Consider the following 18,801-nt stretch of genomic DNA (forward strand, 5'->3'; position numbering starts at 1 on the left):
GCGTAAGCGAGCGCTTGTAGGGTGCGTAATGGCTCAAAAATCCTCGATCGACAGACGTGTTGACTCCACCAGAGCACGCGAAGATTGTGCGGTGGAGTCAATTCTTTAATCTAAACAGGACTGACGCATCGGGCCCCAGAAACCGGGTTTTTTACCGAATCTGCGGTCTAAAACCCGTCTTTTGATAAAAAACCCGGTTTCTCAACAATCGTGCGTAAGTCCTAGAAAATGGAATGGCTCAGCTTTGCAGCCAGCGGGCGGCGTCTTTGGCATGATAAGTCAAAATCAAATCACAACCAGCACGCTTGAATCCTGTCAAGGTTTCCATCACCACTCTTTCTTCATCAATCCAACCGTTGAGGGCGGCGGCTTTCACCATCGCATATTCTCCAGAAACGTTGTAAGCAGCAACAGGCAGATTAGTTGCTTCCTTCACGCGCCAAATAATGTCCATGTAAGCTAAAGCGGGTTTAACCATTAGCATATCTGCGCCTTCGGCAATGTCGAGAGCAATTTCTTTGAGTGCTTCCCGGCCGTTTCCCGGGTCCATTTGATAGGTGCGCCGATCGCCAAATTGCGGAGCAGAATCGGCCGCATCCCGGAACGGGCCATAATAAGCTGAGGCGTATTTTGCCGCGTAAGACATGATGGGAATATCTTCAAATCCAGCACTGTCCAATCCTTCGCGAATTGCTCCGACAAAACCGTCCATCATTCCCGAAGGTGCGATAATATCTGCACCGGCTTTAGCTTGAGCAACTGCGGTTTTCTTCAGCAATTCTAGTGTCGGATCGTTCAAGACGCGGCCGCTCAAATCTCCGACTTCCAAATAGCCGCAGTGACCGTGACTGGTATATTCGCACAGACAAGTATCGACCATGACGATTAAATTTGGTACGGCTTTTTTAACTGCTTCCGTCGCTTTTTGGACGATGCCGCAGTCGTGCCAAGCACCTGTAGCATCTGTGTCTTTATCTGCGGGAATGCCGAATAAAATAATCGCGGGAATGCCGAGGTCGTAAACTTCTTTTGCTTCTTCTACTATTTTGTCTACCGATAGCTGGTAGACTCCGGGCATCGATTTAACTTCTTTGGCAAAAGCTTCCCCCGGTACGGCAAATAGAGGGTAAATTAAATCGCTGGTTGTCAAGATATTTTCGCGTACCATCCGGCGGAGTTGGGGATGGTTGCGGAGGCGGCGGGGGCGGTGAGTGGGAAACATAATGTTTTTTTTACGGTAGATAAAGCCCTGCTTTCTAGGACTCGCGGCGTTTCTTTAAAAGTCTAAAGCTTATTGTTGGCCGATCGCCCTGTACTTAAGTAAAGTTCTGTGAAAGTCTGGATGTCCGTTGTTCCTAGTCAGGAAAGCCAGTCCTTTCTAGTCTTTCCCTTTCCCAGACTGAGTCCTAACGGTGCTGGGATCGGTTGGTACGGATATCTCGCTGGCTTCACACCTGCAACCAGGCTGCCCAGAAGCGAGGATAGACTGTAAATTATAAATGTATCGAATAGTAACGGTCTTATGTACAAGCAACTAATTTCAAAGATCAAACCGCTTTTGAAATCACTATTTGCGATCGGTCTGGTACTGACGCTAGCCCTCGGTAACGCTGACGGAGCTCTGGCGGCCCGCAGCGGAGGACGCATCGGCGGCGGCTCTTTTAGAGCTCCGGCGCGCAGTTACTCGTCTCCTAGTCGCACTTACGCGCCGTCTGGAGGGGGTTACTACCCGGGCGGCGGCTTTGGAGGCGGCTTCGGTTTCCCCTTCTTGCTGCCGTTTTTTGGCTTTGGAGGCGGGTTTGGCGGCCTGTTCTCGATTTTGATTTTTATTTCGATCGCTAATTTCCTCGTCCAAAGCTTCCGGCGCGCCGGGGGCACAACTGACGAACTGGGCAACAGCGCCCCCACTACCACCGTATCTGTCGCCCGCTTGCAAGTTGGTTTGCTAGCAGAGGCCCGCGGTTTGCAAGCCGAACTCGACTCCCTAGCGCGAAAAGCGGATACCGATACAGCGACCGGTCGCGCTCAAGTGGTGCAAGAATCGACTCTGGCGCTGCTGCGGCATCCTGAATACTGGGTTTACGCGGGTGCTGAATCTGTGCAAACTCGCTTGGAAGCAGCCGAAGCTAAGTTTAATCAACTTTCTTTGGCAGAACGCAGTAAATTTACTGAAGAGACGCTCTCGAATTATAACAACCAGCTCCGGCAAGCAGGGAGCAGCAATATCCTGCCAGGTTTGCAGGAAAACGGCGCGCTGGTTGGTTCTGATTTGAATTCAGAACCCGGGGAATTTATTGTGGTGACGGTGATTGTCGGTACTCAAGGCAAATTGCAATTGCCAGCAGTGAAAAACTCTGAAGATTTGCGCCAAGCTTTGCGCCAGATTGGGGGAGTATCGAGCGAGCAGTTGCTGGCGGTTGAGGTCCTGTGGACTCCTCAAGCGAACGGGGACACTCTGAGTGCTGACGATATGTTGGCCGGCTATCCTGATTTGCGATCGATTTAGCGAGCAAGAGTGGGCGCGGAGCATGGTCTGCCGCGCCCATCCCGCAGCAAAGCTGTGCGGGCGAACCCGATTATTTTTGAGACGGGCATTTCCCAGGATTTTGTGGATGCCGATCGAGTTAAAAAAGATTGTTCAACAAATGCTAGTATTGAGAGATCATTATTCAGTCTGATTCATCTGCTACTGGCAAAACCTGCCCTAGAAGCGTTTTGCGAACAAGTTAGGCAGGATAAAAAAAACTGTTTTGAGCGAGGACTGACTGCTTCGGAAGAAGCTGTAACCGCGCGCCCTCTAAATTTTATATAAATAAGAAGCGATCGGGAGCTAAACTTATGGCCGACAGCAGCAGAAAAAAAGCACTTTTTATTTTGAGCCAGTTAAATAACGACGATATTGACTGGATCGTCCAAAAAGGCAAAAAGGAAGTTCTCGATCCGGGCGCGATTTTGATCCATGAAGGGAGACAGATCGATGCGCTATACATTGTTTTGAAGGGTAGTTTGAGCGTTTTAATCGAGGCTGAGCAGACTAAAGAACTCGCTAAAATAGCCAGCGGAGAACTTGTGGGAGAAGTTTCTTTCATTGACACTCGCCCTCCTTTGGCAACGGTGAAGGCGATGGAAGAAACTCACTTGCTGGCAATTCCTAGGCGACAGTTAGTAATCAAACTTCAACACGATATGGGCTTTGCTTCCCGGTTTTATTATGGAATTTCGCTGTGTCTGGCAGACAGGATGCGCGGTACGATCAGACATATAGAATACGGCCGTAATATTGAATTGGAGCAACGGGAATTAGATCGGGAGGATATTAATCCGAACGTCCTGGAAAATTTGGCGCTTGCTCAGGCTAAGTTCAATTGGCTGATGGAAAATGTTAGGGCTTGATTAATTTTAAGGCGATCGCCACTGATGTAAACTGTCAACTCTCAAAACAGAAGCCGAAAGCAAAATAGGGGCGGGTTTTACCGGGAATATCGATCGACAACTGCCGGAACTAGAAAAACCCCCCCTTTGCTTTGCAGTTGCAACCTCCCGCGCTGACCGCCAACTACCAACCAGACAACCTAGATAATTCCTGGCCCTTTGCCGCGGGTGTCTGCTTCCGTTGTCAGTTTTCCTTCCTCGCCTTTTTTATCTTTGACTTCTGCGAGAATTCGAGCGCGTTCGGCGGCTTCGGCTTCCTCTTTTGCTCTCAAATCGCCCGGTTCGTTGATGTACATTTCGGGTTCGATCGCGTAATTGTTAACCAGACCTTCTTTGTCTACTGTATAACCATCTGTGGTGTGAATGCTTTCGTCATCGGTTTGGTCATCAGTTTTTGCACTTTTCTGCTTCCCTTCGGTGGTTGTGTGCATGAAGTTAGCGCCTTCGCGTTCTTGCCGCGCTGCTGTCTCCGCAGGAGTAATGCCCCTGTCGTAGTGGGGGGCTTCCATATTAGCTTCGATTTGTTCGTCGGCGGCTGTTGATTTGCTAATTTCTTCTTCGGACGGTGTTGGTTGGCGATTAGTCATGATTTTTTCCTGAGTTCTCTTTTCAAAAAGATGTTTGGGTTATGTTTAAATATTATGGCCAAGCTAGCTCATTCACAAACTATCTTTGGTTATAGTTTTCGAGAACTTGCTTTTATAGCAGATGTTGAAGGAACAAGGAAGAAGCAAAAAGGTTTTAGTTATCTAGGAGAAAAGGAAGAAGCAATCTTCGGCAAGGGTTTCAGGAATTAAGAACGTGCTAACCGTCAGGGCGGTTGCTATATGAAAAATACATTTATTGAGCCTTCCTCAAGACTGATAAAATTCTCTCTTCATTGCAGATTTCACAGTCTGCGAGTATTTGACATCTATCTAAAGCTAGGGAATTGGGAATTGGGCATCGGGCATCGGGCATCGGGCATTGGTAACTAATGACAACAGTCAACTGTCAACAGTCAACTGTCAACAGTCAACTGTCAACTGACTTTATGCTTCTTTATAGAAGCGGATGATTTCGCGGACGTGGTTGAGAAATTGTCCGTCATCGGTGAGTTGGGCGATCGCACTTTCTGCATCTCTTCTGAGTTTAGTGTGTTCTGCCTGATTTGTCGCTTGCAAAGATTGCAGAGATGCGGATAAATTAGTTAATTGTATTTTGATGGCCTGTTGCTCCCGATTTTGGACAGCCACCCACGAATTCGGATTGTCTGAACTTAATTGATTGCTCAAATCTCTAACTGTAGATTCTAATTCTGCAAAGCGGCTGCGGAGTTCGACAATATCTTCGCGGGGGTGCAAAAATTGGCGGCGGATACTTGTCAGCCGCTGGGCTAAATACTGATAACCTCGGATAGCTGGACGCAGTACAGTTAAAAGCAGTGCAGCACCGGAACTGAGATAGCCAATAGCACTAATTCCGGCGGCGGCTAGGGCGTAAAGTGCGATCGCACTAAACAGGTGAAGTGCGATCGCCACAAAGAGCGATCGGCTAACTAATGCAGTAACATATTTGAGTTGTTCGGGATCTACAGCAATGTTTTTTTTAGTAGATTCTGCGGCTTGCGCTAAAACTTCTTTAGCTTCAAAATGGATATTCCAGGGAACTGTAACTATCAGCAACAGCCATTCAAAAATAGCAATGGCAATTACCCAATCAATAAAACTGCCGGCGGAGACGTGCAGCCATTGCAGAATGGCAAAAACTAACAATAAAAATAGACCCGTGCCCGCACCGAAACCCGCAAAAGTGTAATACATAGCGATCGCCTTGGTAGAATGTTGTTTTGATTGTGGGTAGGTTGTTTAGGTATGGAGGAATAAACTGTGACAGTTAAGTAATCGTCCTATTAAACCCAGTTTATTCGTTATGAGTAATAGTGCGGATAAAGGGTTGATACAAACCTAAAACTTTCCCACAAATACTTGCTATACCTAAATCGTGGAATGTTGTGCTGATTGTGGGTAGGTTGTTTAGGTGTGCAGGAATAAGCTGTGACAGTTAAGCAATCGTCCTATTAAACCCAGTTTATTAGTGATTAGTTATATTCCGCGACACCAGGGTTTCCAGGCCCCTGCTTTGTTCCAGGAAAATACACCGGCTTTAACCCATCAATAAGAGTTAAATGAAACGGTTTGTTTTTTGAGAGTGCGTAACTTCTCAATAATTAGTCATTGAAAATTAAGTAGAGCGACACGCAAAAACTTGACAATGTAACAAAATGTAAATTAATCACAACCTCTGCGATTGCTTCATTTCACTCGCTTTTGACTACTTATGCTTTTCGCAGTTCATCTACTTAGCGATCGGGATGAAGTCACATTCTACCCAACTCATAGCATTTGAGATTTGAGATTTGAGATGAGCAATGGCAGATTATGTATGGGTTTGCAGCTTGTCCACAGTTGCATTCATCTTTTGAACTGGTATCACTAACGGCGTTACACGGTGCTAGTGCTAGGAACGCCGCCATCTCAAAACGCTCCCCTCTATCGATTTTTCTTTTCCAGAGCTGCTAAATAACCTGTGGCTGAGATAAACTGGTTTGGAACTAGATCGCGCGTTTTGCAAGTTGCCTCTCCATAACCGAGACACTGCTACTGCAACCTGTCATCATCCACAGCAAAATAGGTGCCAAATTTAACTCTACAGTCTCCGATTTCCATTAACTGCGCGTCTACAATCTCAAATAAAAAGTCAGCAGGAAGGACAAACCGATGCCGAACTCAACTCTTGGCCTAGAAAATCAACTTTACGATTATCTGTTATCTATTTCTCTGCGGGAGCCAGATATTCTCGCTTCACTACGGGAAGAAACTGCTAAGCATCCTATGGGTACGATGCAGATTGCTCCCGAACAAGGTCAGTTTATGGAGATGCTGGTGCAGCTTATGGGAGCGACCAAAACCATAGAAATTGGCGTTTTTACTGGTTATAGCTCGCTGTGCGTAGCTTTAGCGCTGCCTTCAAACGGTCAGATTATTGCTTGCGATGTCAGCGAGGAATATACTGCGATCGCGCGACGCTATTGGGAAGCTGCGGGTGTCGCCAACAAGATTTCTTTGCACTTGGGCCCAGCAATAAATACTCTCGACAAGTTAATAGCTGAAGGACAAGCAGGAACCTTTGATTTTGCCTTCATCGACGCCGATAAAGAAAATTATGAGGCTTATTTTGAGCGATCGCTGCAACTTGTACGCAATGGCGGTTTAGTTGTAATTGACAATGTTCTGTGGTCTGGACGAGTTGCCGATCCTCAAGTACAAGACGAAAGTACCACCGCCATTCGTACTTTTAACGACAAGTTACGCAACGATCCCAGAGTTACTCTCAGTGTTGTCCCCATTGGTGACGGGCTGACTTTGGCATTGAAACGTCGCTGGGCTACTATGATGGAACCCGAACAGAATAATTAAAGAGTTATTTGCGGTTTGTGGTTCATTTTTAAATTGCCACAAACTGCTAATTATTCAAGAATATACCAATCAGTTTTATATAAAGAGTAAGGTGCGCATTGCGGATCGTGTAAACTCAAAAGTATAGAGTAAGGTTCGCAATGCGCACCTACAGAATGATGTATTTTTTAGTTAATTAGAGGCGCAAATGCTGGGTTCAAATTTGCAGGTAAAATTACCGATTCACGAAACTTTTCAGTGTACCGTTCAAGGCGAAGGTTACTGGACGGGGACTTTAGTAGATTTTATTAGATTGGCCGGTTGCCCTGTGCGGTGTCCTTGGTGCGACACGGGTTACGCAAATGGGGGCCAAGGTTTGCCGTCTGTGCCGCAGTCGATCGCACAATTGCTAGCTCAATTGCAGTCTCCGAGAGTGGTAATTACTGGCGGCGAACCTTTCATCCACCAGAATTTGCCTGAGTTAGTTGAAGCTTTGTTAGCTGCTGACAAGCAGGTGAGTATTGAAACTTCCGGCGCTTGCTGGCAGGATGTTTCCCCGCTAGCTTGGATTACTCTTTCTCCTAAAGAACACGTCAATCCTAAATATCCGGTGCAAAAGATATTTTGGACTAGAGCTAATGAAATTAAATTGGTGGTTAGCACTGGCGAAGAAGTTGAATTTTATCACAAGCATTTGGCAAGTAATGTGAATATTCCGGTTTTTTTGCAACCGGAATGGAACTCGAAAGATTTAGGCATTTCCCTTATTATGGAACTACTGAAACAAAATCCTAGTTACAAGTTATCTTTGCAAATTCACAAGTTTATAGGCGTGCAATAATTTGATTGTTTAGGCAGAGCTATTCGTCAGGTGGGCGGTGTAAAGTGGGGAGTGCATCGTCCTATAATCTGTGGAACTATGTGCTAAAATTAAAGCAGCAGTTTATGATAATCTGAACGTAATGGAAACAACTACGGAAACCCTAATGGGAAAAGTTATCACAACCCTAGTAATTACGAATCGGCTGGATGAAGGGAAAGCCGAAGACGGTCTGATTCCAATTGAGCAAGTCAGGTCTGTCACTATGGAAAAGGTTTTAGTGAATAGGGGTGCGACAACTTTATGTTTGCCGAAAGATGTTATTGCTAGACTTGGTTTGAGAATTCTCAAGCAAGTGGCTGTGGAAACTGCCACGGGCATTAGTGAGGCGAGGATTTTTCAAGATGCCTCGATCTCTCTGTGCGGGCGCGAAGGCACTTTTGAGTGTCTGGAACTCCCAGAAGGTAAAACTGCGCTTTTGGGCAAGATTCCGATGGAAGCGCTGGGAATTGAAGTGGATTTGAGAAATCAAAGATTGAAAGTTTTGCCCGACGGGCCGACGGAAACCTATTTGACAATTCTTTAAGGTTAATATCAATTGAGGGTAAGTAAAATTATGCAGTCAACTACGGAAACCCCAATGGGAAAAGTTACAACAACGTTAGCGATCGAAAATCGGATAGATCGGGCTGATGCCGAACGGGGCATGATTCCAATTGAGCAAATCAGGTCTGTAACGCTAGAAAATGTTTTAGTGGATACGGGCGCGACAACTTTATGTTTGCCGAAAGATGTCATTGCTAGACTGGGTTTGATAATTCTCAAGCAAGTGGTTGTGGAAACAGCCACGGGCATTAGTGAAGCGAGGATTTTTCGAGATGCTTCGATTTCTCTGTGCGGGCGCGAAGGGACTTTTGAGTGTTTGGAATTGCCAGAGGGGAAAACTCCACTTTTGGGCGTGATTCCGATGGAAGCGCTGGGAATTGAAGTGGATTTGAAGCATCAAAGTTTGAAGGTTTTGCCCGACGGGCCGACGGAAACTTATTTGACAATTCTTTGATATTCTTGAGTTTGGATGCCAGCAATTCGATCTGCAGCGCTAAGATGGTTAAGCACTGTTTTGCACTACTCCCATGTCCCAACGCGCCGAAACCTCAAACAGCCAGCCAAGTGCATCCCGCAACGGGCATAATGTGACGAATTCTAACTCCAACAACCAAAATACGATTCGGGTTCGCGGTGCGAGACAGCACAACCTGAAAAATATCGATCTGGAACTGCCGCGCGATCGACTGATAGTTTTTACGGGTGTCTCCGGTTCTGGTAAGTCTTCCCTCGCTTTCGATACAATTTTTGCCGAGGGACAGCGCCGCTACGTGGAGTCTCTCAGCGCCTACGCGCGCCAGTTTTTGGGACAGTTGGACAAACCCGATGTGGACGCGATCGAAGGCTTGAGTCCGGCTATTTCGATCGACCAAAAGTCAACTTCTCACAACCCGCGATCGACTGTCGGCACTGTTACAGAAATTTACGATTATCTCAGATTGCTCTACGGCAGAGCTGGCGAACCGCACTGTCCGATTTGCGATCGCTGCATTGCGCCGCAGACAATTGATGAAATGTGCGATCGAGTCATGGCACTTCCCGACGGCACTCGCTTTCACCTTCTGGCACCAGTTGTGCGGGGAAAAAAAGGCACTCACCGCAAATTATTGTCGAGTTTAGCTGCGGAAGGATTTATTCGCGTCAAAGTTAACGGAGAAATTTTAGAACTTTCGGAAAATATCGAATTAGATAAAAATCATACGCACAATATCGAGATAGTTGTCGATCGGTTAATTAAAAAACCCGGTTTAGAAGAACGTTTAGTTGATTCTCTGGCAACTTGTTTGCGCCATTCAGAGGGAATTGCAATAATTGAAGAGTTACCGGCGGATGAAAATTCCGAACCACAGGGGCCGATGGTATTTTCCGAAAACTTTGCTTGTCCCGAACACGGCGCGGTAATGGAAGAACTTTCACCCAGGTTATTTTCTTTTAATTCGCCCTACGGCGCGTGCCAAAACTGCCACGGTTTGGGGAGTTTGCGGACTTTTGCGCCGGAGTTAGTAGTTCCCGACGAGAAAGCGCCTCTTTATTGTGCGATCGCGCCTTGGTCAGACAAAGACAATTCCTATTATCTCTCTTTGCTTTGCAGTATTGCTGATACTTGCGGGTTTGATATCGACACTCCTTGGTATCGATTAAAGCCCGAACACCAGCGGGTAATTTTGTACGGCAATGAGCAAAAGCGCACCGCAGAAAGTAAAAAGCGCGACGGCAGCACTGATTTGAGGAGAGATTTTAATGGCGTAATTTCCATGTTGCAGCGCCAGTACGACGATACTGGTTCCGATTTGATCAAGCAGAAGTTGGAACAGTATCGGGTCGATCGCTCTTGCGAGGTTTGTCACGGCAAACGCTTGAAACCCGAGGCGCTTTCTGTGCGGTTGGGACAGTACGGCATTGTGGATTTAACCAGTATTTCGATTCGCGAATGCCGCGAACGAGTAAATAATTTGGGATTGAGCGATCGGCAATTCCAAATATCCGATTTAGCCCTGAGAGAAATCAAAGCAAGGCTGCAATTTTTGCTCGATGTCGGGTTAGATTACCTGACTTTAGACCGCGCAGCAATGACGCTTTCTGGCGGAGAAGCCCAGCGAATTCGGCTGGCGACTCAAATCGGTTCTGGTTTGACAGGAGTGCTCTACGTTTTGGACGAACCGAGCATCGGACTGCACCAAAGAGACAATTTTCGCCTGCTGCAAACCTTAACAAAATTGCGCGATTTAGGCAATACTTTGATTGTCGTAGAACACGATGAAGAAACCATGCGAGCGGCCGACCACATTGTCGATATCGGGCCCGGTGCCGGCGTTCATGGTGGTAAAATTATATCGCAAGGAAGTTTAGAAAATTTGCTAACGGCAGAGGAATCTTTGACCGGTGCTTATTTGTCGGGAAAGCGAGTAATTGAAACCCCTAATGAAAGGAGAAAAGGCAACGGCAAAGCTCTTTCAATCACAAATGCGAGGCGCAACAATTTAAAAAATATTGATGTGGAAATTCCGCTGGGAAAACTCGTCTGCGTGACGGGGGTTTCCGGTTCGGGAAAATCAACTTTAATCAATGAATTGCTCTACCCGTCGCTGCAACACTATATCACAAAAAAAGTGCCTTTACCACCCGATATGGACGCCCTCAAAACTAAAGGCGAACGCTCTCTAGAGGATGTGATTGATAAGGTAATTGTAATTGACCAATCTCCCATCGGCCGCACTCCGCGTTCTAATCCCGCTACTTACACGGGAGTCTTTGACGTGATTCGCGATTTGTTTTCCGAAAGCATTGAAGCGAAGGCCAGAGGTTACAAAGCGGGGCAGTTTTCTTTTAATGTGAAAGGGGGAAGGTGCGAAGCTTGCGGCGGCCAAGGCGTGAACGTGATTTCGATGAATTTTCTGCCGGATGTTTACGTGCAGTGTGAGGTTTGCAAGGGTGCACGGTACAACCGGGAAACGCTGCAAGTTAAGTACAAAGGCAAGTCGATTTCTGATGTTTTGAACATGACCGTAGAGGAATCTTTGGAGATGTTTAAAAATATTCCCAGGGCGGGCGCCCGACTGCAAACTTTGGTAGATGTCGGTTTGGGTTACATTCAGTTGGGACAGCCCGCACCGACGCTTTCGGGAGGGGAAGCGCAGCGGGTGAAACTGGCAACGGAACTGTCGCGCCGCGCTACTGGGAAGACGCTTTATTTGATCGATGAACCGACAACTGGTTTGTCGTTTTACGACGTTCACCATTTGTTAAATGTGCTGCAAAGATTGGTGGATAAGGGGAATTCAATTTTGGTCATCGAACACAATTTGGATGTGATTCGGTGCTGCGATTGGGCGATCGATTTGGGCCCGGAAGGGGGAGATAAGGGCGGCGAGATTATTGTGGCGGGGACGCCGGAGGATGTGGCGGCAAATCAGAGGTCTTATACTGGGAAGTATTTGCAAGCTGTTTTACAGCAGCATCCTTTGGGGGAGGCTGTAGCTGTTAGTTAATAGTAAATTATTGCGTGGGATTCCCGCAAGAGAGTGCCACGCCTTTAGTTGAAGTTATCGCTCTAAGTTGAGTAAGCGCGAATGAGAGGTATTAAGACTGATTGGTGAATGCAAAAATAATCAGGAAATTGCTGAGATATTGTATCTAACTGAGGGAACGGTTGATTTATTGAACATGGGGAAGGTGATATGGTGATGGCAAGACCTTGTTTTTACGTTGCACAGCACGCTTAGTGATTGACATCAGTGATATTAATCACAGACAAGCAATGATTTATACTACATCTATTTCTAGGGGAAATTAGTATAATTGATTAGTTACTAAAATTACAAATACTATTTCGGTAGTATGAGCTATCTAAGAAAAATTTCAGTAAAACTTTTTCATCACTTCAAATATAAGCTGTCTAATACTCAAAAGGGTATATGCCTAATTTTAGCTGCATCATTAATTGTTAAAATTGGTGAATTAGTTTTTAAATTAGTAGTTGAGAACCAATATACGTTTGGTATTATTATAGGCATGATAATCCTTGCACTTGGTATTTATCTATATTTAAAGCGAAAAGGAGGTGTTAAAGATAATCAGAAATCATACGATTTGGAAGATAAAAATAATTCAACTATAAATCATGACATCAAAACAGGTGGCGGAAACTATAATCGAGTAGTTGAAGGCAATTACATACAAGGTGATTATATAAACATACAGGACAATCGTGTAGATATGAGCAAAGATATTACTTCCATTCTTGATGATTTTCGAGCTATTCTGAATGAGATGAAAAGTCAAGGATATAGTACAGAGCAAGCAGTAACTCAAATGGCTGAAGAGTTAGCCAAAGAGACTCGAAAGAAGCCCTACGTTAAAGGTAAGTTTCATATTGACGAAAATGCTGCTGACAGTGAAGTTTATGAAACATTTGTGAGACTTTTAATTAGAAACCATTCATTCAATCAAACAACAGGCTATGAAGAAGAAAATCATGGAGAAAACATTAACTATGAAAGACATACAATTTATCTGGAATCAGACAAAGATGATTTTTGGTGGTATTACAAGATAAATGGCCCTCTGTGTAATGAAAGTGGTAAATGTTGTTCTGGCAAAGACTGGGCAATCGATGAAGCGAAAGAGAAGATAGACGAAGCAAGATTTAGTAATTGGTAGATAGAAGTGTGCGGCTGTAGCTCACTAATCAATCATCAGGTTTAAAATTTCAATTGTAATAACAACTTAAGGAGATATCAAGATGAGTAACAATGAAAATTGGACTGTTAACACAGGTGGCGGTAATTTCAACAGACATATTCAAGGTAGTTACATTCAGGGAAATTACTACGTCGCAGGACAGCCTCAAAGCTTAGTACAAGCAGCAAGCGAAATTCAAGCATTACTCAAACAGCTCGAAACAAGTTATCCTAGCGATATACCCGCAAGAAATATGGTAGTGGCAACGGAAGTGGTTAAACACATTGAGACCAACCCAACAATGAAACAAAAAATTATAAATGCTGTTAAAGAAGGTAGTCTAGCAGCACTTGAAAAAGCTATCGATAATCCAGCAGGAGCGTTTATTACTGGAGCAATCAAAGGCTGGGAGGAAGTGAAGAATAATTAGCGATAGCGATAAATCATCTTTAATCGCAGCTTTCATTTTGAACTTCTGAATCTTTTGGTCAGGCTCTTTTGGGGCTAACTTCAAATGCTAACTCAGAGCGATAAAAGCATACATCAAAAGCTAGAAAGAAATTCATGTGTCCCAAAATCAATGGAGCATTTCGATCTTGTGTCCAAGCAAAAGCCAAATCCACAGGCGGAAATTGCTCGATATTTGCTGTCATCACCACCGCTCTTGCTTCAAACTTAGACAAATTTCCCCCCAACGGCACTGAAAGCCTCTGTCGTTCCCAAACAGCACCCAACCTTAAACCTATCTCATAAGGTAATACGTTTACGCTAGAGCCTGTGTCTAATAAACCCGATACCCTCAGAGATTGATTTTGATACGTTAGAACTATTGGCAGGTAAGGAAGCGTACTTAATGCACCAAGACTTGGATCGACCTCCGTGAAGGCAAATCTCACTCGCTCAACCATGCGTTGCAACCTTCTCTTCTGCCAACGCTCTTGCTAGTACAGAAGCAGCCTCAAAAGAATCATGCAACCCTTGACTATCGGGTGTTCCTCCATCGCTCAATGGTACCAGACCCGATTCGTTCAGCAATTCAGCTACCAGGAAATGGAGTAGCAATAGCTTCTCGGCGTGAGATAATTCTTTAAGAAGAGGAACAAGTTCAGTAAAAGGCATAAGGCTTTTAGGATAAGTTATAGATGTGTATATTGTAGGGCATTAAGTTTACATCTGCTTATTTACAATCCAACTCGTGAGGCGATCGACCAATGGATAGACTAAACGAATACCGCAAAATTGTTTGTGACTTTCTCGAATACTTTTCTAAAAATGACGCAAATGCTCAGCTAATATTCGATTTCGCCCGCGATCGATACCTCGTTATGCACAACGAACGAATGGCGCGACGAATATCGCATCTATGGCTGTGCCATGCAGCTCGATATCATCGAAAATCAAATCTGGATTCAACACAACAGTACCGAAATCTATATCGATCGAGAACTGATTCAACGTGGCGTGTCTCCTCAAGATATCATTCTTGGGTTTCGCTCCCCCAGCATCCGAAAACTCCTTGCCACCAACTATTCCTAGAGACAAAGATTCTGTGATAAAATGATGAGATAGGACGTTATTCTTTGCCCTATGAGAATGGCAGAACCGATATTTCAATTGTCTCGTGTTTCGGCGGGAGTTCCAGTCACAAAGTTCTATGCGTATTTTGTCCCGCAGCACCTTGCGAAACTTCTGGGAAACTCATCCAGATGCCTCAGAAGCACTAAAAAATTGGTACTACGAAGCGTCTCACGCCGATTGGCCGAGTCCAGTCGATGTTAAGTCCGCTCATCGTAATGCCAGCATCATTGCGAATAATCGTGTTGTGTTTAACATCAAAGGCAATTCCTATCGGCTGATTGTTGCCATTCGTTATGACATCGGCATTATTTTTATCCGCTTTATTGGCACTCATGCCGAGTATGACAAGGTAGATGCAGAAACGATTTAAATAAACAAAGATCGATATATGGAAATACGTCCAATTAGAACCCAAACTGACTATCAGGAAGCCCTTCGAGAGGTTGAGTTGCTGTTTAATGCAGCTCCTAATACACCTGAGTCCGATCGCCTAGATGTGCTCAGTACCCTAGTAGAAGCTTACGAGAAGGCACACTTTCCGATCGCAATACCCGATCCCATTGCAGCCATTCAATACTACATGGAGGCTCGCGGATGGTCTGGTAGCGATTTGGAACAATGTATTGGCAGTCGAGTTAAAGTTTCTGAGATATTATCTCGCAAACGATCCTTGACTCTGGAAATGATTCGGAAGCTGAATCAAGAGTTAGGAATTCCCGCTGAGATTCTCATCCAGCCCTATGAGTCGTTACAAACCTCCACCTAACAATAGAACATCATATTTTGGTTGGTTGGTAATTTTCGATCGCACAGACAATGCACCCGAACAGTCACAAAGCAGGATTTTGGATGAAAGATTAACTATCTTGAATTGTGGGAGACATTGCCATATTTTGTGCTTGTTGCTGCATAAATTCAATGTCCGATCGCGACCAAGTGCGGGGCCCGCTGCACTGATGAGCAATTAACAGCCCCCAAAGTCCTTTTTTTGTTAAAATTGGCACGGCTAAATTAGCGCGAACTTTCAGGCTGCGGAGAAACTCTCGGTGACATTCGTGAATTGGTTCTAGTTCAATATCTGCAATTGCTCTGACTCTACCCGCTTCGTACAAAGCAGCGTATTCGCCGTTAAAACACTCGTCAGGCCCGGTGGAACCTAAAATTGATAGTTCGATCGCACTCAACATCTCGCAAGTAACTTGACCCTGCCACTGCCTGTAGAAATAATACAGTACCGCGCGATCGCTCTGCAAAACTTCTCGAATGTCGTATAGGGATTTTTCTACTAATACATCACGCTTGAGACGATTTGTCAAGCTGTCAACAATTTTTTGCAGGCGATCGCCAGACATGATATTAACTCCTTTAATTCTTCGTACACTCGCCAGCTCTGAATTATTTAAATTGCACCCTCACAACACCTAAAATTGCTGCGCTTCGGGATTTTCGCGCGCTCGAAAATGAGTAATTTTTGGCTTAACAGTTGTCTGGATGCCAGCAACATTATACTATTATTTTGACAGAGATAGCAATCTTTTTGGGAAACAGGCTATAGCGTCCCGCCCCGCAAGCTACGGCTTTTTTTTACGAACCGCTTTCGAGAAGAACCACAGGCGGGAGGCCTGTTCCACAAAGGAAGAGAAAAGGAAGAGTTTACAAGTGCTGGGAGAATTGCTAGATATGCCTAAAGTTGGTTTTTCTTAAAGAAAGGAACTGCTAGGCTATCTCGATAGCTAGAGGAAGCATCAAATATGTCTGTGCTAGAAGCTGCTTGGAAACACGAATTTATCGCTACGAACGGCATCAAACTGCACTATGTCACTCAAGGTTCTGGGCCGCTGATGCTGATGCTGCACGGGTTTCCTGAATTCTGGTATTCTTGGCGGCATCAAATCCCGGAATTTGCATCAGATTATAAAGTTGTCGCTGTGGATCTCAGGGGTTACAACGACAGCGACAAACCTCACGATCAATCTGCTTACGTGATGGCAGAGTTTGTGCAAGATGTCAAGGGAATTATTCAGGGTTTGGGATACGAAAGTTGCGTCTTAGTTGGTCACGACTGGGGAGGCGCGATCGCCTGGAATTTTGCTTATGCTTATCCCCAAATGCTGGATAAATTAATTGTGATGAATCTACCGCATCCGGCAAAGTTTGCTGAAGGGTTACGCACTCCCCAACAATTGCTGAAAAGTTGGTACATCTTTTTATTTCAGTTGCCTGTTTTGCCGGAGTTGTTAATTCAGTTGGGCGACTATCAGGCAATTTCTGCAGCTTTGGAAGGTATGGCAGTTGACAAAAACACTTTTACCCCCTCAGATATCGAAGCTTACAAAGATGCGGCTGCCAAACGGGGCGCTCTAACTGCTACTATCAATTATTACCGCAATATGGCTAGCGGATTTCTCGATCGCCCGAATTGGAGCGTGCTGCAAGTTCCCACACTGATGATTTGGGGAGAAAATGATGCCGCCCTCGGCAAAGAGTTAACCTATGGAACCGCAGATTACGTGCGGGATTTTCAGATTCATTACATTCCCAATTGCAGTCACTGGGTGCAGCAGGAACAGCCGCAGTTAGTGAATCGGTACATGAGAGATTTTTTGGCAAGCAAAGCTGTTTGAATTGATACAAATAGTGTAAGGTGCGTCAGTCGAATTTTTTGCATCAACTCGAAAGTTTTTGTTTCTGACGCACCCTACCGGAGATGGTGCAAGGTGCGTCCGATCGAATATACTCTGATACGCCTTCACTGTTTCTCTCTCATCTAACCCAGAAGCACAGACCGAGGTACGAATGCACATAAATTTCATCTAAATGCGCTTCCATCTCAATCTTCTCGCTGTTTCGTTCGTAGCAGAAGCTGTTGTCGGTAATCAACAGATGAAAATGCTTTGCTACCTGATAGCGATTGATGACCTTTCCCACTCTCACCCCAATTTTTTCAGCTCCTCGAAGTGGACGATTCGAGCGGTTGTCAAGCGTGACAATTTTGTCTAACTCTTTTGGCCAACTTTTTCCAGCAGTGGACTTAAGGTTGAAGCATCATTGATATTGCCTTCAAACACTTCTACGGCGATGGGACATTCGGGTCAATAAATACTTCCCCCACCGTCGGATATTCCAAGCCAGCAATAATCCGCAACAGCGTACTTTTACCGCACCCACTTCCAGAGGCAATAATCACTGTTTTCTGGGCATCGCCAATGCGGGAGTCACTTAAGTTAGTCAGTTCTAAGTGTTTAGCGGCCGCGGCGGGCGGGTGTGAGTTTGGACTCTTTGTCATGGTAGCGCTAGGTTAAAAGCAATTATTAAGAAAATATTAAGAAAACTGAAGACTCTAATTTGATGACTCTATACTCCTCAAAGTAACTACGAAATCTCGATAAAAATACCGTAGTTAAAGAAAAAGTATCGGTGAATCAACAACAAGTTTGGCAAAATTCAGTGACTTCGATCGTTCAGTCTCTAAAATTTGCGATCGCAGCCAGTTCCCAATTGCTGCGATTTTCAGGGCAATTTCTCAAAAGAGCTCAGCATCTAGGACGCTCAGGAAAAGCGTACATCGTCTTGTTTTTACTAAGTGTAATTCTAAGTATATCAATTGCTGCTTGCTCTGGAACGAGTAGGGCTAATCAAGGCGATATCAAGCTCAACCTAGTTTCCTTCTCAGTGACGAAAGCGGCCCACGACCAAATCGTCCCTAAATTTGTTGAAAAGTGGCAGAAAGAACACAACCAAAACGTCATTTTTGAACGCAGTTATGGCGGGTCTTTAGCGCAAACCGACGAGATCATTGCCGGCAAACAAGAAGCCGATGTAGTGCATCTTGCCCTCCCATTGGATGTCGTTCGCATCGAAGAAGCTGGTTTAATTAATTCTGGCTGGCAAGACAGAGTTCCTAGAAGGGGAGTAGTTAGTCAATCGGTAGCGGCAATTGTCACCCGAGAAGGCAACCCCAAAGATATTAAAACTTGGGCAGATTTAGCCAAAGAAGATGTAAATGTCATTACAGCGAATCCTCAAACCTCTGGTATTGGTGTTTGGCAATTTTTAGGCCTGTGGGGGTCAGTCACCCAAGAAGGAGGAGAGTCTGAACAAGCCCTTGATTTTGTGGGAAAAATCTATAAAAAAATTCCCACCCTAACGAAAGATGCGCGGGAAGCCAGCGACTTAGGAATGAAAAATAAATAACTTAATGAATTACTCAGGTTGGGGTACGGCTCGATAATTCCATTTGGGCAAATA

General features: G+C 45.0%; 23 protein-coding genes. 16 read left to right on the forward strand and 7 right to left on the reverse strand.

The window, feature by feature from the left end:
• Positions 1 to 238: 238 nt before the first annotated feature.
• Positions 239 to 1,222 carry a porphobilinogen synthase gene (gene hemB, locus QUA02_RS25065; RefSeq protein WP_333031745.1) on the reverse strand — a complete coding sequence of 328 codons (984 nt, stop codon included), beginning with the start codon at positions 1,220 to 1,222 and terminating at the stop codon, positions 239 to 241.
• A gap of 300 nt (positions 1,223 to 1,522) precedes the next feature.
• On the opposite strand from hemB, the gene QUA02_RS25070 reads away from it, so the two are divergent.
• The 3 genes from QUA02_RS25070 to QUA02_RS25080 are packed head-to-tail and all read left to right on the forward strand — an operon-like array spanning position 1,523 to position 3,393.
• Positions 1,523 to 2,506 carry a DUF1517 domain-containing protein gene (locus QUA02_RS25070; protein WP_333031746.1) on the forward strand — a complete coding sequence of 328 codons (984 nt, stop codon included), beginning with the start codon at positions 1,523 to 1,525 and terminating at the stop codon, positions 2,504 to 2,506.
• Positions 2,507 to 2,515: 9 nt separating this feature from the next.
• Positions 2,516 to 2,812, forward strand: a complete 297-nt coding sequence (locus tag QUA02_RS25075) for a hypothetical protein (RefSeq protein ID WP_333031747.1) — start codon at positions 2,516 to 2,518, stop codon at positions 2,810 to 2,812.
• Positions 2,813 to 2,838: 26 nt separating this feature from the next.
• Positions 2,839 to 3,393, forward strand: a complete 555-nt coding sequence (locus QUA02_RS25080) for a cyclic nucleotide-binding domain-containing protein (protein WP_333031748.1) — start codon at positions 2,839 to 2,841, stop codon at positions 3,391 to 3,393.
• Positions 3,394 to 3,572: 179 nt separating this feature from the next.
• Here the strand turns inward: QUA02_RS25080 and QUA02_RS25085 are convergent, their stop codons facing one another.
• Complete coding sequence (locus QUA02_RS25085; protein ID WP_333031749.1) at positions 3,573 to 4,019, reverse strand: hypothetical protein; 447 nt, start codon at positions 4,017 to 4,019, stop codon at positions 3,573 to 3,575.
• 54 nt (positions 4,020 to 4,073) lie between these two features.
• On the opposite strand from QUA02_RS25085, the gene QUA02_RS25090 reads away from it, so the two are divergent.
• Positions 4,074 to 4,229 carry a hypothetical protein gene (locus QUA02_RS25090; protein WP_333031750.1) on the forward strand — a complete coding sequence of 52 codons (156 nt, stop codon included), beginning with the start codon at positions 4,074 to 4,076 and terminating at the stop codon, positions 4,227 to 4,229.
• 234 nt (positions 4,230 to 4,463) lie between these two features.
• Here the strand turns inward: QUA02_RS25090 and QUA02_RS25095 are convergent, their stop codons facing one another.
• Positions 4,464 to 5,234, reverse strand: coding sequence for a hypothetical protein (locus QUA02_RS25095; protein WP_333031751.1), 771 nt, complete (start codon positions 5,232 to 5,234; stop codon positions 4,464 to 4,466).
• A 957-nt stretch (positions 5,235 to 6,191) separates the two neighbouring features.
• Here QUA02_RS25095 and QUA02_RS25100 point away from each other — a divergent pair.
• The 7 genes from QUA02_RS25100 to QUA02_RS25130 all read left to right on the forward strand — a co-directional run bounded on the left by QUA02_RS25100 (position 6,192) and on the right by QUA02_RS25130 (position 13,405).
• Positions 6,192 to 6,890, forward strand: coding sequence for a class I SAM-dependent methyltransferase (locus QUA02_RS25100; protein ID WP_333031752.1), 699 nt, complete (start codon positions 6,192 to 6,194; stop codon positions 6,888 to 6,890).
• A 187-nt stretch (positions 6,891 to 7,077) separates the two neighbouring features.
• Positions 7,078 to 7,710 carry a 7-carboxy-7-deazaguanine synthase QueE gene (locus QUA02_RS25105; protein WP_333031753.1) on the forward strand — a complete coding sequence of 211 codons (633 nt, stop codon included), beginning with the start codon at positions 7,078 to 7,080 and terminating at the stop codon, positions 7,708 to 7,710.
• 121 nt (positions 7,711 to 7,831) lie between these two features.
• On the forward strand, positions 7,832 to 8,275 hold the full coding sequence (locus QUA02_RS25110; protein WP_333031754.1) for an aspartyl protease: 444 nt from the start codon (positions 7,832 to 7,834) through the stop codon (positions 8,273 to 8,275).
• Positions 8,276 to 8,305: 30 nt separating this feature from the next.
• Entirely contained in the window at positions 8,306 to 8,749 is a 444-nt protein-coding gene (locus tag QUA02_RS25115) for a retroviral-like aspartic protease family protein (RefSeq protein WP_333031755.1), read from the forward strand.
• 73 nt (positions 8,750 to 8,822) lie between these two features.
• Positions 8,823 to 11,783: an excinuclease ABC subunit UvrA gene (gene uvrA / locus QUA02_RS25120; protein ID WP_333031756.1), complete on the forward strand. Its 2,961-nt coding sequence runs from the start codon at positions 8,823 to 8,825 to the stop codon at positions 11,781 to 11,783.
• A gap of 349 nt (positions 11,784 to 12,132) precedes the next feature.
• Positions 12,133 to 12,954 carry a hypothetical protein gene (locus QUA02_RS25125; protein ID WP_333031757.1) on the forward strand — a complete coding sequence of 274 codons (822 nt, stop codon included), beginning with the start codon at positions 12,133 to 12,135 and terminating at the stop codon, positions 12,952 to 12,954.
• Between the two features lie 82 nt (positions 12,955 to 13,036).
• Positions 13,037 to 13,405, forward strand: a complete 369-nt coding sequence (locus QUA02_RS25130) for a hypothetical protein (RefSeq protein WP_333031758.1) — start codon at positions 13,037 to 13,039, stop codon at positions 13,403 to 13,405.
• A gap of 58 nt (positions 13,406 to 13,463) precedes the next feature.
• On the opposite strand, the gene QUA02_RS25135 is transcribed toward QUA02_RS25130, so the two are convergent.
• Together QUA02_RS25135 and QUA02_RS25140 are read right to left on the reverse strand one after the other, a co-directional pair.
• Positions 13,464 to 13,883, reverse strand: a complete 420-nt coding sequence (locus QUA02_RS25135; protein WP_333031759.1) for a pepsin/retropepsin-like aspartic protease family protein — start codon at positions 13,881 to 13,883, stop codon at positions 13,464 to 13,466.
• Positions 13,876 to 14,094, reverse strand: a complete 219-nt coding sequence (locus tag QUA02_RS25140) for a hypothetical protein (RefSeq protein WP_333031760.1) — start codon at positions 14,092 to 14,094, stop codon at positions 13,876 to 13,878. Before QUA02_RS25140 ends, QUA02_RS25135 begins: the two co-directional genes overlap by 8 nt.
• 255 nt (positions 14,095 to 14,349) lie before the next feature.
• Between QUA02_RS25140 and QUA02_RS25145 the strand changes: the two genes are divergently transcribed.
• The 3 genes from QUA02_RS25145 to QUA02_RS25155 all read left to right on the forward strand — a co-directional run bounded on the left by QUA02_RS25145 (position 14,350) and on the right by QUA02_RS25155 (position 15,319).
• Positions 14,350 to 14,511: an element excision factor XisI family protein gene (locus QUA02_RS25145; RefSeq protein WP_333031761.1), complete on the forward strand. Its 162-nt coding sequence runs from the start codon at positions 14,350 to 14,352 to the stop codon at positions 14,509 to 14,511.
• 118 nt (positions 14,512 to 14,629) lie between these two features.
• The gene (locus QUA02_RS25150; protein ID WP_333031762.1) at positions 14,630 to 14,923 is read left to right on the forward strand and encodes a type II toxin-antitoxin system HigB family toxin; all 294 of its coding nucleotides are present in this window, start codon (positions 14,630 to 14,632) and stop codon (positions 14,921 to 14,923) included.
• Between the two features lie 18 nt (positions 14,924 to 14,941).
• Positions 14,942 to 15,319: a helix-turn-helix domain-containing protein gene (locus QUA02_RS25155; RefSeq protein ID WP_333031763.1), complete on the forward strand. Its 378-nt coding sequence runs from the start codon at positions 14,942 to 14,944 to the stop codon at positions 15,317 to 15,319.
• A 91-nt stretch (positions 15,320 to 15,410) separates the two neighbouring features.
• Here the strand turns inward: QUA02_RS25155 and QUA02_RS25160 are convergent, their stop codons facing one another.
• Positions 15,411 to 15,905 carry a GAF domain-containing protein gene (locus tag QUA02_RS25160; protein WP_333031764.1) on the reverse strand — a complete coding sequence of 165 codons (495 nt, stop codon included), beginning with the start codon at positions 15,903 to 15,905 and terminating at the stop codon, positions 15,411 to 15,413.
• 399 nt (positions 15,906 to 16,304) lie between these two features.
• On the opposite strand from QUA02_RS25160, the gene QUA02_RS25165 reads away from it, so the two are divergent.
• Positions 16,305 to 17,177, forward strand: coding sequence for an alpha/beta fold hydrolase (locus tag QUA02_RS25165; RefSeq protein ID WP_333031765.1), 873 nt, complete (start codon positions 16,305 to 16,307; stop codon positions 17,175 to 17,177).
• A gap of 446 nt (positions 17,178 to 17,623) precedes the next feature.
• On the opposite strand, the gene QUA02_RS25170 is transcribed toward QUA02_RS25165, so the two are convergent.
• Positions 17,624 to 17,839, reverse strand: coding sequence for an ATP-binding cassette domain-containing protein (locus tag QUA02_RS25170; RefSeq protein ID WP_333031766.1), 216 nt, complete (start codon positions 17,837 to 17,839; stop codon positions 17,624 to 17,626).
• A 131-nt stretch (positions 17,840 to 17,970) separates the two neighbouring features.
• Between QUA02_RS25170 and QUA02_RS25175 the strand changes: the two genes are divergently transcribed.
• The gene (locus QUA02_RS25175) at positions 17,971 to 18,747 is read left to right on the forward strand and encodes an extracellular solute-binding protein (protein WP_333031767.1); all 777 of its coding nucleotides are present in this window, start codon (positions 17,971 to 17,973) and stop codon (positions 18,745 to 18,747) included.
• Positions 18,748 to 18,801 lie beyond the last annotated feature (54 nt).

This window comes from Microcoleus pseudofavosus SVA1_A4 (genome assembly GCF_036700565.1).
In the GTDB taxonomy this organism is placed as follows: Bacteria; Cyanobacteriota; Cyanobacteriia; order Cyanobacteriales; family Microcoleaceae; genus Microcoleus.

Bases quoted from the DNA above. Each gene is read 5' to 3' on its own strand.
- QUA02_RS25140 (WP_333031760.1), bottom strand. From the start codon at position 14,094: ATGCCTTTTACTGAACTTGTTCCTCTTCTTAAAGAATTATCTCACGCC.
- QUA02_RS25100 (WP_333031752.1), top strand. From the start codon at position 6,192: ATGCCGAACTCAACTCTTGGCCTAGAAAATCAACTTTACGATTATCTG.
- QUA02_RS25070 (WP_333031746.1), top strand. From the start codon at position 1,523: ATGTACAAGCAACTAATTTCAAAGATCAAACCGCTTTTGAAATCACTA.
- QUA02_RS25105 (WP_333031753.1), top strand. From the start codon at position 7,078: ATGCTGGGTTCAAATTTGCAGGTAAAATTACCGATTCACGAAACTTTT.
- QUA02_RS25115 (WP_333031755.1), top strand. From the start codon at position 8,306: ATGCAGTCAACTACGGAAACCCCAATGGGAAAAGTTACAACAACGTTA.
- QUA02_RS25135 (WP_333031759.1), bottom strand. From the start codon at position 13,883: ATGGTTGAGCGAGTGAGATTTGCCTTCACGGAGGTCGATCCAAGTCTT.
- QUA02_RS25125 (WP_333031757.1), top strand. From the start codon at position 12,133: ATGAGCTATCTAAGAAAAATTTCAGTAAAACTTTTTCATCACTTCAAA.
- hemB (WP_333031745.1), bottom strand. From the start codon at position 1,222: ATGTTTCCCACTCACCGCCCCCGCCGCCTCCGCAACCATCCCCAACTC.
- QUA02_RS25170 (WP_333031766.1), bottom strand. From the start codon at position 17,839: ATGACAAAGAGTCCAAACTCACACCCGCCCGCCGCGGCCGCTAAACAC.
- QUA02_RS25165 (WP_333031765.1), top strand. From the start codon at position 16,305: ATGTCTGTGCTAGAAGCTGCTTGGAAACACGAATTTATCGCTACGAAC.
- QUA02_RS25090 (WP_333031750.1), top strand. From the start codon at position 4,074: ATGGCCAAGCTAGCTCATTCACAAACTATCTTTGGTTATAGTTTTCGA.
- QUA02_RS25110 (WP_333031754.1), top strand. From the start codon at position 7,832: ATGGAAACAACTACGGAAACCCTAATGGGAAAAGTTATCACAACCCTA.
- QUA02_RS25155 (WP_333031763.1), top strand. From the start codon at position 14,942: ATGGAAATACGTCCAATTAGAACCCAAACTGACTATCAGGAAGCCCTT.
- QUA02_RS25130 (WP_333031758.1), top strand. From the start codon at position 13,037: ATGAGTAACAATGAAAATTGGACTGTTAACACAGGTGGCGGTAATTTC.
- uvrA (WP_333031756.1), top strand. From the start codon at position 8,823: ATGTCCCAACGCGCCGAAACCTCAAACAGCCAGCCAAGTGCATCCCGC.
- QUA02_RS25160 (WP_333031764.1), bottom strand. From the start codon at position 15,905: ATGTCTGGCGATCGCCTGCAAAAAATTGTTGACAGCTTGACAAATCGT.
- QUA02_RS25145 (WP_333031761.1), top strand. From the start codon at position 14,350: ATGCAGCTCGATATCATCGAAAATCAAATCTGGATTCAACACAACAGT.
- QUA02_RS25150 (WP_333031762.1), top strand. From the start codon at position 14,630: ATGCGTATTTTGTCCCGCAGCACCTTGCGAAACTTCTGGGAAACTCAT.
- QUA02_RS25080 (WP_333031748.1), top strand. From the start codon at position 2,839: ATGGCCGACAGCAGCAGAAAAAAAGCACTTTTTATTTTGAGCCAGTTA.
- QUA02_RS25085 (WP_333031749.1), bottom strand. From the start codon at position 4,019: ATGACTAATCGCCAACCAACACCGTCCGAAGAAGAAATTAGCAAATCA.
- QUA02_RS25095 (WP_333031751.1), bottom strand. From the start codon at position 5,234: ATGTATTACACTTTTGCGGGTTTCGGTGCGGGCACGGGTCTATTTTTA.